We start from the raw sequence: 13,010 nt of genomic DNA on the forward strand, positions 1-13,010 counted from the left end.
CCTTTTCTAACAACTTAATTGTATATCACTTTTTATTAATGTGATATACAATTTACCTGAAAGATAAATTAATACATCATATTTAAAACTACTTAAAAATAAAAAACACATCATGCTCTAAAGCACAATGTGTTTTATTTTACAACTACAAGATGTGGTCCACCTTGTTCTCTTTCTTTAACTGTCTCGTTCTGTTGCTTCTCTTGTCGTTTTACATGACTAGCAATATTGAGTAATATCCCCATCGCGAGTAGATTAGCTAATAAGGAACTCCCGCCATAACTAACAAACGGTAAAGGAACTCCTGTAAGTGGTATTAATCCAGACATACCACCAACATTAACAAATGTTTGGACTCCAAACAAACTTGCAATTCCGATAGCTATTAAACTTCCAAATGGATCTTTACACTTTTGTGCAACTCTAAAGGCCCGAATAATTATAAGTAATAAACAGATTAAAATAATAGCCACACCTATAAAACCAAGTTCTTCAGATATAATTGCCATTATAAAATCCGTTTGTGGTTCTGGTAAGTAACCATACTTTTGTACACTATTTCCTAATCCTCTACCATTTAGCCCTCCCGAAGCAATTCCAATAAACGAATTTATTAATTGAAATCCATCCTTTTGCGGATCGCTAAATGGATCAAGAAAAACAGAAAACCGTGCTTTTTGGTACTGACTTAATTTATAACTCCCAAGAAAATACAACGCCGGAGCCCATACTATAGATGTTAACAAGAATCTCTTTATCCATAAATTTACATTAACTCCTGAACAAAGAAACATAATTCCTACTGTTCCCGCAATTAACATATCGGTACCTAAGTCATTTTGCTTTAAAATTAAAAACATGATTAAACCAACACCTAAAAGTACTGGTCCTGATCCTTTAAAAACAGACGTATTCGTTTCTTGCCTTTTCGCAAAGAAATGGGCCAATACGAGAATAACTGTTATCTTAACAAATTCCGCAGGCTGTATTCCAAATATCCATCCATTTGCACCATTTACCGCTTTAGCAAAGAAGGCAGCTGCTGCTAATAATGCTACACTAATTCCATAACTCCCCAATAAAAAGATTCGTTTTCTCCACACTTTATATGGGATAATAACAAGAATTATTAATACTATTGTCCCAGCAGCTAAAGTAATTAATTGTCTTTTAAAAAAGAAATTTGCTGGTTTATCAAACCTCGAAATCGCAACAATGGAACTAGAACTATATACCATTATAACTCCCAGCACACATAAGATAACAAGAGGAAGTAATAATGAATAATCCATTGATTTCCATACTCTTTTCATTTCATTTCCTCTCTCTGTTTCAATTTAATTATTGTTGTATTCCATATGTACATTGATTCTTCCTGCTTTATTATACAAATAAAAAGCTCAAACTTTTTCAGTTTGAGCCCCCTTATTTGAACCCGTTATTGTTGTTTGTTTGTAAATGCTTCATGAAGTGCAGATAACTCACGTTCAAGCTCTCCTAACATTGCTTTCCCTTGTTCTTCTGCAATAAGACCAAGGCGAACTGCAAAATCGACTTCGCGGGATAGTCCAAACATTTGTGTGTCTAACACTTCTTCATATAATGGACATTGCGGCATTGTAAGATGGTCCATTTGCACCTTAATAAGTCTTAAAATCTTCTCCGCATCCGCTTGTAGAAGGGCTAGTGCCTTTTCCTGATGATTTGATACTGTCTCAGACGCCAAATTGATTCCCTCCGTTTCCGTCCTACTCTCTCCTATCTATTAATATTAGCGATAGTTTTAATAAATTGCAATAGAAACATTTTTTGTGACAATAGTGTCTAATACTATTATACTGAAAAGTGGGAGTATAACACAAATGGGGGAACAACAATGAGCGAAATTTTATTTATTAATGGAAAAGTTCGTTTTCCAATCACTATCGATCCAACCGTTTGGATCTTTGATGATCGAAAAGTAGATTTGACAACTTACTTTGATGAAACGAGAGAAAACACTTCAGAACTAGAAGCTTATTTAAAAAACACTTCGGAACATTGGGATCGCGAAATCCGTGATGGTGCTGCTTTCCCGCCGATACAACAAAGTGTAAAGAAATTTAAAAAAGAACAGCTAATTACTGGAACGTTCGGTATACCATTTCAACCTTTTCTTGCTAATGCCGAAATTTCAGATGACGCTACGCAAGTCGAGATCGAAACAGTAGATGATACAATAACGCTTCCATTAGAAACTGTCAAACATGCTATTCTTGGTTTTTCAAAAGAAGGAAAACCATTAAAAGAAGATGGACCTGTTCATTTATATTACAATGATGGATCTAATAGACAAAATCCAATCCGTAACATCCGCAAATTTACAATTATTTAAAGAAAAGGAGTGAGCTTTTGCTCACTCCTTTTTATAGTAAATCTGCGGCTAGTTGAGCTAAATTAGATCGCTCCCCTTTAACAAACTTTACATGACCACTAATACGTTGCTCTTTAAACTTCTCTACAACGTATGTTAAACCGTTATTATATTCATCCAAATACGGATGATCAATTTGCTGAGGATCTCCCATTAATACGATTTTACTTTTTTCTCCTACCCTCGTTAGTATCGTTTTCACTTCATGCTTCGTTAAATTTTGTGCTTCGTCAATTATAATGAATTGATCTGGAATACTTCTCCCGCGTATATACGTAAGAGCTTCTACTTCTATCGAACCCATTCCAGCTAAAATAGCATCTAACTCTCCTGGTTTTTTCGTATTAAATAAATACTCTAGATTATCAAAAATCGGTTGCATCCACGGTCTTAACTTTTCTTCTTTTTCTCCCGGTAAATAACCGATATCTTTCCCAACTGGAACAATTGGCCGTGCAACGAGTAGTTTTTTATATAACCCTAAATCTTCCGTTTGCATGAGCCCCGAAGCTAAAGCTAGTAATGTCTTTCCTGTACCAGCTTTCCCTGTTAGCGTAACTAGTGGAATATCTTCACGAAGCAACAATTCTAATCCCATAATTTGCTGCACATTTCGTGGTCGTATTCCCCATACTTGTTCATTTGGAAAAATAAGTTTCTTTACCTTCTTACCTAAATGATCCACAATGCCTAGTGCTGAACTAGATCCACCTAACGCATCTTTCATTACTACAAACTGATTTGGATAAAAAGGATGATTTGCAATTTCGGATAAAGGCAATTCGCCTTTTTCATAAAAATAATCCAATTGTTCTTTTGATATATATCCTTCTAAAAATCCTGAATATATATTTTCCACTTCAATAACCCGATCACTTAAATAATCTTCCGCCTTTAAACCTATTGCATCTGCTTTTACCCTTACGAGCACGTCTTTACTTACTAAAATAACAGACTTCCCGTCCTCTTTTTCTTGTTCTTCTAAAGATAGATTTTTTGCTACAGCTAAAATTCGATTATCATTTGTTTTTTCTACAAAAATATCTTGTAGTTGGACAAACGAACGATGATTTAATTCAATACGAAATGTACCGCCGTTTTCTAGCGGAATACTTTCATGCAGTTTTCCTATTTCACGAAATTTGTCTATTAACTTAGATACATAACGAGCGTTTCGTCCTACTTCATCCATATAACGTTTTTTCGAATCAACCTCTTCTAATACAACTGCTGGAATCACTACTTCATTGGTTTCAAATGAAAAAATAGATAAAGGATCCTGCAAAAGTACATTCGTATCTAACACATAAATTTTATCCAACCTGTTACCCCCTGACTCCACTTTTAAATTTGTAGAACAAGGGTTTCATCCATAAAATATGGACGAACCATTGTTATAATTATATGTACCGTATAAACGAGGTAGAATCGAAATTTATAGCCATTAAACCTTTTATTTATTTTTTATTCATTTCTATTCAATATATTACTTTTAATTATAATTATTAACATAAAATCACAATAAGCGATTACAAAAGTTAATAACTGACTTTCTTATTTATCACATTTATAATTCTTTCATTCCTGCTAACACTTGGTTATCGAGCTTTTTAGCTGCACGAAGATCATACGTTTTTTCATATGTTGGCTCAATTGCAAGTTTTGCACCATAAAACATAACATCACGTACTTCTTGTACATTTACTTCTATTACAGTTAATTTTAGAGGAATGCCTTCCATTCTATCAGTCAAAATTTCACCTGCACCACTTATGGAAAATACGGATTCATTCGCCATTATAGTCAATACCACTCCAGTACTATGTCTTATATTTTCCACAATACGTGAACGTTGATCTACTGCAAATCGAATACTAGTTTTACTCACTGCATACACCCAAGAAATAGCACTTACGTTAGGCACTTGTTTTTCAAAATCTGTTGTTGCTACCATAACAATACACTCTTTACGTAACGTTTGTACTAAATCATCTGTTAATGTGGGCTCTACTACATTCGCCATATTTCCACCTCCAAATATACTTCATATATCCTTATCATAACCTATTTTTTGAATTGCGAAAATATTATTTTTTCCCACTATTATTCAAAAACATTACACTTCCATGATATACTTATACTGATAGAATTCGTATTGAGGTGACGAAATGAGAGTCAAATGTATGATTTGTGATAAAAAAGATATGTTAGATGATGAAAATCCTATGGCAAAAAAGCTGCGTAATCGCCCTATTCATACATATATGTGCATGGAATGTTCGGAACGAATTGCTGAACGTACGATGGAACGTCATGCAAGTGGTAATTTCCGATTATATCGTGATAAAAAAGTCGAAGACGATTGGTAAAATATAAATAAGTCCTTTATCAATATGATAAAGGACTTATTTATATTTTTCAGGTTCGCGATTCATTTGATCCAAAAAACAATCAATAGCTTCTAATGGAAACCTTGCAGATTTTCTTTCTCCATTTATTTCATATGTAACTAAATACATTTCCTCGTTCTTCTTAACTTCCACATTTCTCAATTTATGTTCTTCATATATCATATTTTGAAATAACAAATACGTTTCTTTTGCAGCACGATCATCCGGACGTGCTTCGGCAACTGTTTTAATTGTTAACCAATTATATAACGCATCTTGTACGGAACGCATAAAACTCCCCCTCATCCTGCTTTTTGTTGTCTTGCTTGACGTAATCGCAACCTATAAATCCCAAGTACAATTGCTGCTACAACAAGCCCCTCTCCAACAGGTAAAAAAACTGCAAAGAAAGTTAATACTGTACACCCAATCGCTAACGATATATATATCACTATATTTTTTATTATAGATAGTTTTCTTGCAAAACCTAAATTATACACAAGTGCACTTAATATAATAATGACGCCATACAGTAACCACATCCCTAGCTCTGGATTTTCATCGACTTTACATAACTTCGCAAAAAACGACATTCTTTCTAACACCATTTATCCCCCTTCCTCATAAATCAAACCATTTTTCTTTATGTACTTAATACAAGAGTAACCTGTGAAAAAAATACTGTCCACAAAAAGAGTAAATATTCTAAAAAATAAACATAAAAAAACAGCTACCTTAATTAAAGGTAGCTGTTTTACTATTTTACGCTTCTACAGATTTCTTTTTCTTAGCAGCTCTTTCACGTTCGCTCTTATCAAGAATCTTTTTACGTAAACGAATTGATTCTGGAGTTACTTCACAGAACTCGTCATCGTTTAAGTACTCTAATGATTCTTCTAAAGTCATTAAGCGTGGTTTTTTCATTGTTGAAGTTTGATCTTTCGTCGCAGAACGAATGTTAGTTTGTTGTTTCATTTTCACAACGTTAACTGTTAAGTCATTCTCACGAGTGTGTTCTCCGACAATCATACCAGCATATACTTCTGTACCTGGTTCAACGAAGATTACACCACGATCTTCAACTTGCATAATACCGTATTGTGATGCTTTTCCTGTTTCAAGTGAAACTAGAACACCTTGACGACGTCCACCAACTTGTCCAGCGTGTACTGGTTGGTAGCAATCGAATGTATGGTTTAAAATACCGTAACCACGAGTTAATGTTAAGAATTCTGTTGTGTAACCAATTAAACCACGTGCTGGAACCATGAAAGTAAGGCGAACTTGACCGTTTCCGTTATTCACCATATCTAACATTTCACCTTTACGAGCACCCATAGATTCCATAATAGAACCAGTGTATTCTTCAGGTACATCGATTTGTACACGCTCTACAGGCTCACATCTTACGCCATCAACTTCTTTAATAATTACTTCTGGCTTAGATACTTGTAGTTCATAACCTTCACGACGCATGTTTTCAATTAAGATAGATAAATGTAGTTCCCCACGTCCAGATACGATCCATGCATCAGGAGACTCTGTATTATCTACACGTAAACTTACATCTGTTTCTAATTGTGAACGAAGACGCTCTTCGATTTTACGAGATGTAATGTATTTACCTTCACGACCTGCAAATGGACTGTTATTTACAAGGAACGTCATTTGTAGTGTTGGCTCATCAATACGTAATAATGGTAACGCATCTTGATGTTCAACTGGACATACTGTTTCACCAACGTTAATGTCTTCCATACCAGAAACAGCTACTAAGTCTCCAGCTTTTGCTTCTTCAATTTCTTGACGTTTTAATCCCATGTAACCAAATAATTTTGTTACGCGGAATTGTTTTACGCTTCCGTCTACTTTCATTAAAGCAACTTGTTGTCCAACCTTCATTGTACCGCGGAATACGCGTCCAACTCCAATACGTCCAACATAGTCGTTGTAATCAAGAAGTGCTACTTGGAATTGAAGTGGCTCTTCGCTGTTATCAATTGGTGCAGGAATATGTTCAATAATTGTATCAAATAATGATTTCATATTCTCTTCTTGATTTGCTGGGTTTGAATCTAAGCTTGCTGTTCCGTTCATTGCTGATGCAAATACAACTGGGAACTCTAATTGATCTTCGTTTGCACCAAGTTCGATGAATAAGTCGATTACTTCATCAACTACTTCATCAGGGCGAGCGAAGTCACGGTCAATTTTATTTACTACTACGATTGGAGTTAAGTTTTGCTCAAGAGCTTTCTTTAAAACAAATCGTGTTTGTGGCATACAACCTTCATATGCATCAACAACAAGTAAAACACCATCAACCATTTTCATAATACGTTCTACTTCTCCACCGAAGTCAGCGTGACCTGGTGTATCTAAAATGTTAATTCTTTTATCTTCATAGTGAATCGCAGTATTTTTCGCTAAAATTGTAATACCGCGCTCTCTTTCTAGATCATTTGAATCCATTGCGCGCTCTTCAACGTGTTCGTTCGCACGGAAAGTCCCCGCTTGACGTAATAACTGGTCAACAAGTGTTGTTTTACCATGGTCAACGTGGGCAATAATTGCTATATTACGTAAATCTTGTCGTTTTTTCAACATGTCCAACTCCTAATGTCTTTTTAATCCTTCTCTATTATAAGAGCGAAGGGGATACAATAGCAATTAAAATAAAATCAAGAATGAAAATATAGTTGTATTCTTACTTTTGTGAAAGTAAAATGAGATTGGAGGGTGAAGAAATGGAACACATTCAATATCGCTTTTTATTAACTGCAATTATCGGTGTTATTTTCTTAATTGGTATCGGCATTATGATTGCTGAAAATAGTCCAATCGGTATTATTATTTGCATTATCGGCACATTTGTTACAGTTGGATACGGTTTTGTAACAAAAAGAAAAATGCGTAAATCGCAATAACGTCAAAAAGTAAGAAGCCTGTATACAGCCTCTTACTTTTTTTGTTACTTGGATATAAAGTGAAACTTTAATCAGTGGTTTTTTTCTTCATCCCCCACTGATTATCAGCCCTCACCAATCGGGATAAACGATAACACTTCTTCATACACCCCTGGCTTCGCAACTAATACGCTACTCTTCTCTACGATAGAAAGTGGCGCTCCGGAGAATGTTGTTACCTTGCCTCCAACTTCCTCTACAATTATCTGTCCCCCGCCAAAGTCCCATGGTGATAATCTAGGTGTTACATATGCATCGATTCTTCCAGTTGCAACGTATACCATCTCTAATGCTGCACAGCCATATGATCTCGTGCCTCTTGCTTTCTTAACAAGTGCCATCATACTTTCCATATTAAGCAATGGATTGTCGGTAAGCCATATCGCATTTAAAGCTACAATACCTTGCTCTACAGTACCTTTTTCTAATAAAGGTATCGGTACTTCATTACAAAATGCTCCAGCCCCTTTTAACGCATGATATAATTCATCATGAACTGGATCATAAATAAGTCCAATCTTTCCGATACCGTTCTCATAAATTCCAATTGAAATTGCAAAATTTCTTTTTTGGTGAACAAAGTTCATCGTGCCGTCAATTGGATCAATTAACCAAACAACCCCGTCAGAAGAAGTTACCTCGTCTCCATAGCCCTCTTCACCTAAAATATGATGATGTGGGAATGTTTCTTTAATTTTCCCAATTAAAAACTGTTCTATTTCTCGGTCCATATTTGTTACTAAATCAGCTGCATTTGATTTTGTTTCTATAATAAGTGCTTTTTTCATTGATGCCATTAAATGCTCTCCCGCATCCCGAATCCACTGTTTGGCGTGTGCATCGATGTCTTTCCATACTTCTTGCATGTTTAAACACTCCGATCTATACTGTTCACAGAAAAAACGAACCCTTTATAAGGTTCGCACCAACTAATTTTTTATACATATACTATTATTACGCTTCTAAACGAATCATTTCAAGTCTTAACACTTCTAACTTTTGTACACACTCTTCTTTTTTCTGTTTATCATCTTCCATCATCGCATCATATAAAGTTGCTAATTCATAATCTAGCTCCAAACGTAGCACCGGTATTCTCTTTTCAGCATCTGTTCTCTTTAACGCATTAATCACCTGTCTCATATTATTTGCCTCCTCCCAATATTCGTCTGCCCTCGGACTAGAATTAATTCAATTTTCTGATTTTTTGTTTTATACTATACTATGTTGGATAAATCATCTATGCAACAAAATTATATTTTTTTATTTAAATTTTTTTGTGCTGTTTTTTTTATGAATAGTACAAGCTATGCTAAAATAAAAGCAAAATAGGAGTTGGAGGAACAATCATGACACTACAAACATTCAAATCAACTGATTTTGAGGTCTTTACAGTTGATGGTCTCGAAGAACGAATGAGTGCAATTAAAACGAACATTCATCCTAAGCTAGAAGCTTTAGGGGAACAGTTTGCAGCGTATTTATCCAAACAAACTGATGAGAACTTTTTTTATCATGTAGCAAAACACGCACGTCGCAAAGTCAATCCACCAAAAGATACTTGGGTTGCTTTTTCAACAAATAAACGCGGATATAAAATGCTACCACATTTCCAAATTGGATTATGGGGTACTCATGCCTTCATATACTTTGGTTTAATCTATGAGTGTCCACAAAAAGTGGAGACGGCTCACGCCTTCTTAGAACATATAAATGATTTAAAAACAAATATTCCAAATGACTTCGTTTGGTCCATTGACCATACTAAACCAAGTGTAAAATTACATAAAACACTTGAAACAAATGATTTACAAAAGATGATTGAACGTCTAGCTACTGTAAAAAAAGCAGAATTATTAGTTGGTATTCATATATCACCAGAGGAGTTTTCAGCAATGACCAACGAACAATTCCTTGCTAAGATTGAATCTACGATGCAATCACTCCTTCCTTTATATGCACTTTGTAATCGATAGTAGAAAACGGACAATTTATATTGTCCGTTTTTAGTTGTTATCACATTATATCACTTCAGTTTTTATTTTTCAAAATATTTTTTACATTTTCACAAGCTTTTCTTCTTCAATTTCTTTAGCCTTCTGAATCGCACGGTATATAGAATATCCACTTACTTCTTGAAACTCTTTATCAATTTTCTTTTCTTCTGCTTTCGATGGAACAATCTCTTTAAAACGACGATATAAACCCATTAATTCTTCTCTTACAATTCCTTTTTCATATGCTTTCTCAATCGCTTCATAAAACTTCACAATTGTAACCATTTCCTCATTTGACCAATCATAATCTAACGGATATTGATATTCCATTTCGCACCTCATTTATCATTTCTTCTTATTTCAATACGCTATCTTAAAGTGATTTTTTCTACTTCACTATAGTCACTTTGCATTATACACTATTTATTCATTTTAATGGAATTGCCTTCCACTAGAATTTAGTAGGCAGCTACTATTTAACATACTCACCGTAAAAATATTTTTTGCTATACATCTATAATTATTGGTGATATAATGCTTTTGTTTTATAGGAAATAAAGTGAAGCTCCCATCTCAAAAAAGCTTTTGTGAATGGCAGAAAAACAAGTCTCATTCTAAAAAAGAACTTAACTTTTTTAGAACAAGATTATATAAAACAAACTCTAATAAATATAAAAAAAAGAAGGGGTGTATAGATTGTCCCAATACGAAACACCATTGTTTACCGCTTTAGTTGAGCACAGTAAGCGAAATCCAATTCAATTCCATATTCCAGGTCATAAAAAAGGGCAAGGCATGGATCCTGAATTTCGCGAATTTATTGGGCATAATGCATTAGCAATTGATTTAATTAACATTGCGCCGCTCGATGATTTACATCATCCAAAAGGTATGATTAAAGAAGCACAAGATTTAGCAGCCGCTGCATTTGGTGCGGATCATACTTTCTTTTCTATTCAAGGTACAAGTGGCGCAATAATGACAATGGTGATGAGCGTTTGCGGTCCTGGTGACAAAATACTAGTGCCACGAAACGTGCATAAATCAGTAATGTCAGCTATTATTTTCTCAGGTGCAAAACCTATTTTCATGCATCCTGAAATTGATCCAAAACTTGGTATTTCACATGGAATCACAATCCAATCTGTCAAAAAAGCACTTGAAGAGCACTCAGATGCGAAAGGCTTACTTGTTATTAATCCAACATACTTTGGCTTTGCTGCGGACTTAGAACAGATTGTACAATTAGCACATTCTTACGATATCCCTGTACTCGTTGATGAGGCTCATGGTGTTCATATTCATTTTCACGATGAACTGCCGATGTCAGCGATGCAAGCCGGTGCAGATATGGCAGCAACGAGTGTTCACAAATTAGGTGGATCTTTAACGCAAAGTTCTATTCTTAATGTAAAAGAAGGCCTTGTGAACGTAAAACATGTTCAATCTATTATTAGCATGCTTACGACTACATCAACGTCTTACATCTTGTTAGCCTCCCTAGATGTTGCTAGAAAACGTCTTGCTACAGAAGGAAAGGCGCTCATAGAACAAACAATACAATTAGCGGAACAAGTTCGTAATGCTATAAATGATATTGAACATCTTTACTGTCCAGGGAAAGAAATGCTAGGTACGGATGCTACTTTTAACTATGATCCTACAAAGATAATTGTATCTGTAAAAGATTTAGGTATTACAGGCCATCAGGCTGAAGTATGGCTTAGAGAGCAATATAACATTGAAGTAGAACTCTCAGATTTATACAACATACTATGTCTTGTCACTTTTGGGGATACAGAAAGTGAAACGAATACACTTATTGCGGCATTACAAGATTTATCAGCAACATTTAAAAATAAAGCTGATAAAGGTGTTCAAGTGCAAGTAGAAATTCCAGAAATACCTGTGTTAGCACTTTCTCCTCGAGATGCTTTTTATTCGGAAACAGAAGTCATCCCATTTGAAAATGCAGCAGGTCGTATTATAGCTGATTTCGTTATGGTTTATCCGCCAGGGATTCCAATCTTTACTCCGGGGGAAATTATTACACAAGACAACTTAGAGTATATTCGTAAAAACTTAGAAGCAGGTTTACCTGTACAAGGTCCTGAAGATATGACATTACAAACATTACGCGTGATCAAAGAGTACAAGCCTATCAGTTGATAGGCTTTTTTTCACCCTTTTTCCCTTTTCTCATACGATATTATGTAATGTAACGTATAGGTGGGGATACTACTATGATTGTAATAGGCCGTTCTATTGTACATCCTTATATCACAAATGAATATGAGCCATTTGCAAATGAGAAACAACAAATTTTATCTATAATGGCAGGAAATCAAGAAATCTATTCCTTTCGAACATCCGATGAACTCAGCTTTGATCTAAATTTGCGCGTTCATATTATTACTTCTGCATTAGAACTTTTTCAAAGTGGTTTTCAGTTTCGCACATTTCAACAATCTTTTTGCAACCCTCAATATTGGAAAAGAACGTCTCTTGGAGGATTCGAGCTCCTTCCAAACATACCCCCTTCCATTGCCATACAAGATATTTTCAAAAACGGAAAACTATATGGAACTGAATGTGCCACCGCTATGATCATTATTTTTTACAAAGCTTTACTAGCATTATATGAGGAAGAAACTTTCAACCGTCTCTTTGCAAACCTTTTACTTTATACGTGGGACTACGATCAAGATTTAAAGCTCATAACAAAGACAGGTGGCGATCTTGTCCCAGGTGATCTCGTTTACTTTAAAAATCCACAAGTGAATCCAGCTACAATCGAGTGGCAAGGAGAAAATACTATCTATCTAGGAAATTTCTTTTTTTATGGGCATGGCGTAGGTGTAAAAACAAAAGAAGAAATTATATACGCATTAAATGAGCGACGAGTCCCTTACGCTTTCATTTCCGCTTTCTTAACCGATACTATTACCCGTATTGATAGCCGTCTCATGAGCTACCATGCTTCTCCTAGCACACCACAGACATCCATAGGATTTATTCCGATTAGAGATGATGCAATTGTTGCAACAGTTGGCAACACAACTACAGTTTATTAAAAAAGCACCTACATATGTAGGCGCTTTTTTTATTTAAGCTTTTGAATGTTCTTTATGGTCACAGTCGCAATGAGATCCACATTTCCCGTATAGTACTGTTGATTTTTCATCTTCAAAATGTCCGATTGTTCCTTCACATACTTGGCATACGATTGTTCCCATTTTTCATT

17 protein-coding genes are annotated in these 13,010 nt (G+C 35.0%); 6 read left to right on the forward strand and 11 right to left on the reverse strand.

The window, feature by feature from the left end; genetic code table 11:
- Positions 1–134: 134 nt before the first annotated feature.
- Both ACTT1L_RS06255 and ACTT1L_RS06260 read right to left on the reverse strand, forming a co-directional pair.
- On the reverse strand, positions 135–1,313 hold the full coding sequence (locus tag ACTT1L_RS06255) for an FtsW/RodA/SpoVE family cell cycle protein (protein ID WP_000832767.1): 1,179 nt from the start codon (positions 1,311–1,313) through the stop codon (positions 135–137).
- Positions 1,314–1,438: 125 nt separating this feature from the next.
- Positions 1,439–1,726, reverse strand: coding sequence for a YlaN family protein (locus ACTT1L_RS06260; RefSeq protein WP_000135695.1), 288 nt, complete (start codon positions 1,724–1,726; stop codon positions 1,439–1,441).
- A 150-nt stretch (positions 1,727–1,876) separates the two neighbouring features.
- Here ACTT1L_RS06260 and ACTT1L_RS06265 point away from each other — a divergent pair, with 150 nt between their 5' ends.
- Positions 1,877–2,374, forward strand: coding sequence for a hypothetical protein (locus ACTT1L_RS06265; protein ID WP_001289788.1), 498 nt, complete (start codon positions 1,877–1,879; stop codon positions 2,372–2,374).
- A gap of 31 nt (positions 2,375–2,405) precedes the next feature.
- On the opposite strand, the gene ACTT1L_RS06270 is transcribed toward ACTT1L_RS06265, so the two are convergent.
- Positions 2,406–3,734, reverse strand: a complete 1,329-nt coding sequence (locus ACTT1L_RS06270) for a PhoH family protein (RefSeq protein WP_000358084.1) — start codon at positions 3,732–3,734, stop codon at positions 2,406–2,408.
- Between the two features lie 246 nt (positions 3,735–3,980).
- A complete protein-coding gene (locus tag ACTT1L_RS06275) occupies positions 3,981–4,436 on the reverse strand; it encodes a pyridoxamine 5'-phosphate oxidase family protein (protein ID WP_000024588.1) in 456 nt (151 codons plus the stop codon).
- A gap of 145 nt (positions 4,437–4,581) precedes the next feature.
- On the opposite strand from ACTT1L_RS06275, the gene ACTT1L_RS06280 reads away from it, so the two are divergent.
- The gene (locus tag ACTT1L_RS06280) at positions 4,582–4,782 is read left to right on the forward strand and encodes a YlaI family protein (RefSeq protein WP_001995040.1); all 201 of its coding nucleotides are present in this window, start codon (positions 4,582–4,584) and stop codon (positions 4,780–4,782) included.
- A 36-nt stretch (positions 4,783–4,818) separates the two neighbouring features.
- On the opposite strand, the gene ACTT1L_RS06285 is transcribed toward ACTT1L_RS06280, so the two are convergent.
- From ACTT1L_RS06285 to typA, 3 genes are all read right to left on the reverse strand, one after another.
- Entirely contained in the window at positions 4,819–5,094 is a 276-nt protein-coding gene (locus ACTT1L_RS06285; RefSeq protein WP_071741811.1) for a hypothetical protein, read from the reverse strand.
- 11 nt (positions 5,095–5,105) lie between these two features.
- Positions 5,106–5,408 (reverse strand): YlaH-like family protein, encoded by a 303-nt coding sequence (locus tag ACTT1L_RS06290; protein ID WP_000893666.1) that lies wholly within the window; start codon positions 5,406–5,408, stop codon positions 5,106–5,108.
- A gap of 157 nt (positions 5,409–5,565) precedes the next feature.
- Positions 5,566–7,410 carry a translational GTPase TypA gene (gene typA / locus ACTT1L_RS06295; RefSeq protein WP_000914763.1) on the reverse strand — a complete coding sequence of 615 codons (1,845 nt, stop codon included), beginning with the start codon at positions 7,408–7,410 and terminating at the stop codon, positions 5,566–5,568.
- Positions 7,411–7,550: 140 nt separating this feature from the next.
- Between typA and ACTT1L_RS06300 the strand changes: the two genes are divergently transcribed.
- Positions 7,551–7,730: a DUF5325 family protein gene (locus tag ACTT1L_RS06300; protein WP_000400127.1), complete on the forward strand. Its 180-nt coding sequence runs from the start codon at positions 7,551–7,553 to the stop codon at positions 7,728–7,730.
- A 104-nt stretch (positions 7,731–7,834) separates the two neighbouring features.
- Here the strand turns inward: ACTT1L_RS06300 and ACTT1L_RS06305 are convergent, their stop codons facing one another.
- Both ACTT1L_RS06305 and ACTT1L_RS06310 read right to left on the reverse strand, forming a co-directional pair.
- A complete protein-coding gene (locus ACTT1L_RS06305) occupies positions 7,835–8,635 on the reverse strand; it encodes an inositol monophosphatase family protein (RefSeq protein WP_001158692.1) in 801 nt (266 codons plus the stop codon).
- A gap of 88 nt (positions 8,636–8,723) precedes the next feature.
- The gene (locus ACTT1L_RS06310; RefSeq protein WP_001250164.1) at positions 8,724–8,912 is read right to left on the reverse strand and encodes a hypothetical protein; all 189 of its coding nucleotides are present in this window, start codon (positions 8,910–8,912) and stop codon (positions 8,724–8,726) included.
- Positions 8,913–9,118: 206 nt separating this feature from the next.
- Between ACTT1L_RS06310 and ACTT1L_RS06315 the strand changes: the two genes are divergently transcribed.
- Positions 9,119–9,745: a YktB family protein gene (locus ACTT1L_RS06315; RefSeq protein ID WP_442821831.1), complete on the forward strand. Its 627-nt coding sequence runs from the start codon at positions 9,119–9,121 to the stop codon at positions 9,743–9,745.
- A gap of 81 nt (positions 9,746–9,826) precedes the next feature.
- Here ACTT1L_RS06315 and ACTT1L_RS06320 read toward each other — a convergent pair whose 3' ends face one another.
- Positions 9,827–10,096 (reverse strand): UPF0223 family protein, encoded by a 270-nt coding sequence (locus ACTT1L_RS06320; RefSeq protein ID WP_000456556.1) that lies wholly within the window; start codon positions 10,094–10,096, stop codon positions 9,827–9,829.
- Positions 10,097–10,462: 366 nt separating this feature from the next.
- Between ACTT1L_RS06320 and speA the strand changes: the two genes are divergently transcribed.
- Entirely contained in the window at positions 10,463–11,935 is a 1,473-nt protein-coding gene (gene speA / locus ACTT1L_RS06325; protein ID WP_000084882.1) for an arginine decarboxylase, read from the forward strand.
- A gap of 74 nt (positions 11,936–12,009) precedes the next feature.
- On the forward strand, positions 12,010–12,840 hold the full coding sequence (locus ACTT1L_RS06330) for a protein-glutamine gamma-glutamyltransferase (RefSeq protein ID WP_074543979.1): 831 nt from the start codon (positions 12,010–12,012) through the stop codon (positions 12,838–12,840).
- Positions 12,841–12,873: 33 nt separating this feature from the next.
- On the opposite strand, the gene ACTT1L_RS06335 is transcribed toward ACTT1L_RS06330, so the two are convergent.
- Positions 12,874–13,002, reverse strand: a complete 129-nt coding sequence (locus ACTT1L_RS06335) for a GapA-binding peptide SR1P (RefSeq protein WP_000536793.1) — start codon at positions 13,000–13,002, stop codon at positions 12,874–12,876.
- Positions 13,003–13,010 lie beyond the last annotated feature (8 nt).

The sequence above is a fragment of the Bacillus sp. FH genome, from assembly GCF_052216825.1.
GTDB classification, from domain to species: domain Bacteria; phylum Bacillota; class Bacilli; order Bacillales; family Bacillaceae_G; genus Bacillus_A; species Bacillus_A paranthracis.

Bases quoted from the DNA above. Each gene is read 5' to 3' on its own strand.
- ACTT1L_RS06255 (WP_000832767.1), bottom strand. From the start codon at position 1,313: ATGAAAAGAGTATGGAAATCAATGGATTATTCATTATTACTTCCTCTT.
- ACTT1L_RS06265 (WP_001289788.1), top strand. From the start codon at position 1,877: ATGAGCGAAATTTTATTTATTAATGGAAAAGTTCGTTTTCCAATCACT.
- ACTT1L_RS06275 (WP_000024588.1), bottom strand. From the start codon at position 4,436: ATGGCGAATGTAGTAGAGCCCACATTAACAGATGATTTAGTACAAACG.
- ACTT1L_RS06280 (WP_001995040.1), top strand. From the start codon at position 4,582: ATGAGAGTCAAATGTATGATTTGTGATAAAAAAGATATGTTAGATGAT.
- ACTT1L_RS06285 (WP_071741811.1), bottom strand. From the start codon at position 5,094: ATGCGTTCCGTACAAGATGCGTTATATAATTGGTTAACAATTAAAACA.
- typA (WP_000914763.1), bottom strand. From the start codon at position 7,410: ATGTTGAAAAAACGACAAGATTTACGTAATATAGCAATTATTGCCCAC.
- ACTT1L_RS06300 (WP_000400127.1), top strand. From the start codon at position 7,551: ATGGAACACATTCAATATCGCTTTTTATTAACTGCAATTATCGGTGTT.
- ACTT1L_RS06305 (WP_001158692.1), bottom strand. From the start codon at position 8,635: ATGCAAGAAGTATGGAAAGACATCGATGCACACGCCAAACAGTGGATT.
- ACTT1L_RS06310 (WP_001250164.1), bottom strand. From the start codon at position 8,912: ATGAGACAGGTGATTAATGCGTTAAAGAGAACAGATGCTGAAAAGAGA.
- ACTT1L_RS06315 (WP_442821831.1), top strand. From the start codon at position 9,119: ATGACACTACAAACATTCAAATCAACTGATTTTGAGGTCTTTACAGTT.
- ACTT1L_RS06320 (WP_000456556.1), bottom strand. From the start codon at position 10,096: ATGGAATATCAATATCCGTTAGATTATGATTGGTCAAATGAGGAAATG.
- ACTT1L_RS06330 (WP_074543979.1), top strand. From the start codon at position 12,010: ATGATTGTAATAGGCCGTTCTATTGTACATCCTTATATCACAAATGAA.
- ACTT1L_RS06335 (WP_000536793.1), bottom strand. From the start codon at position 13,002: ATGGGAACAATCGTATGCCAAGTATGTGAAGGAACAATCGGACATTTT.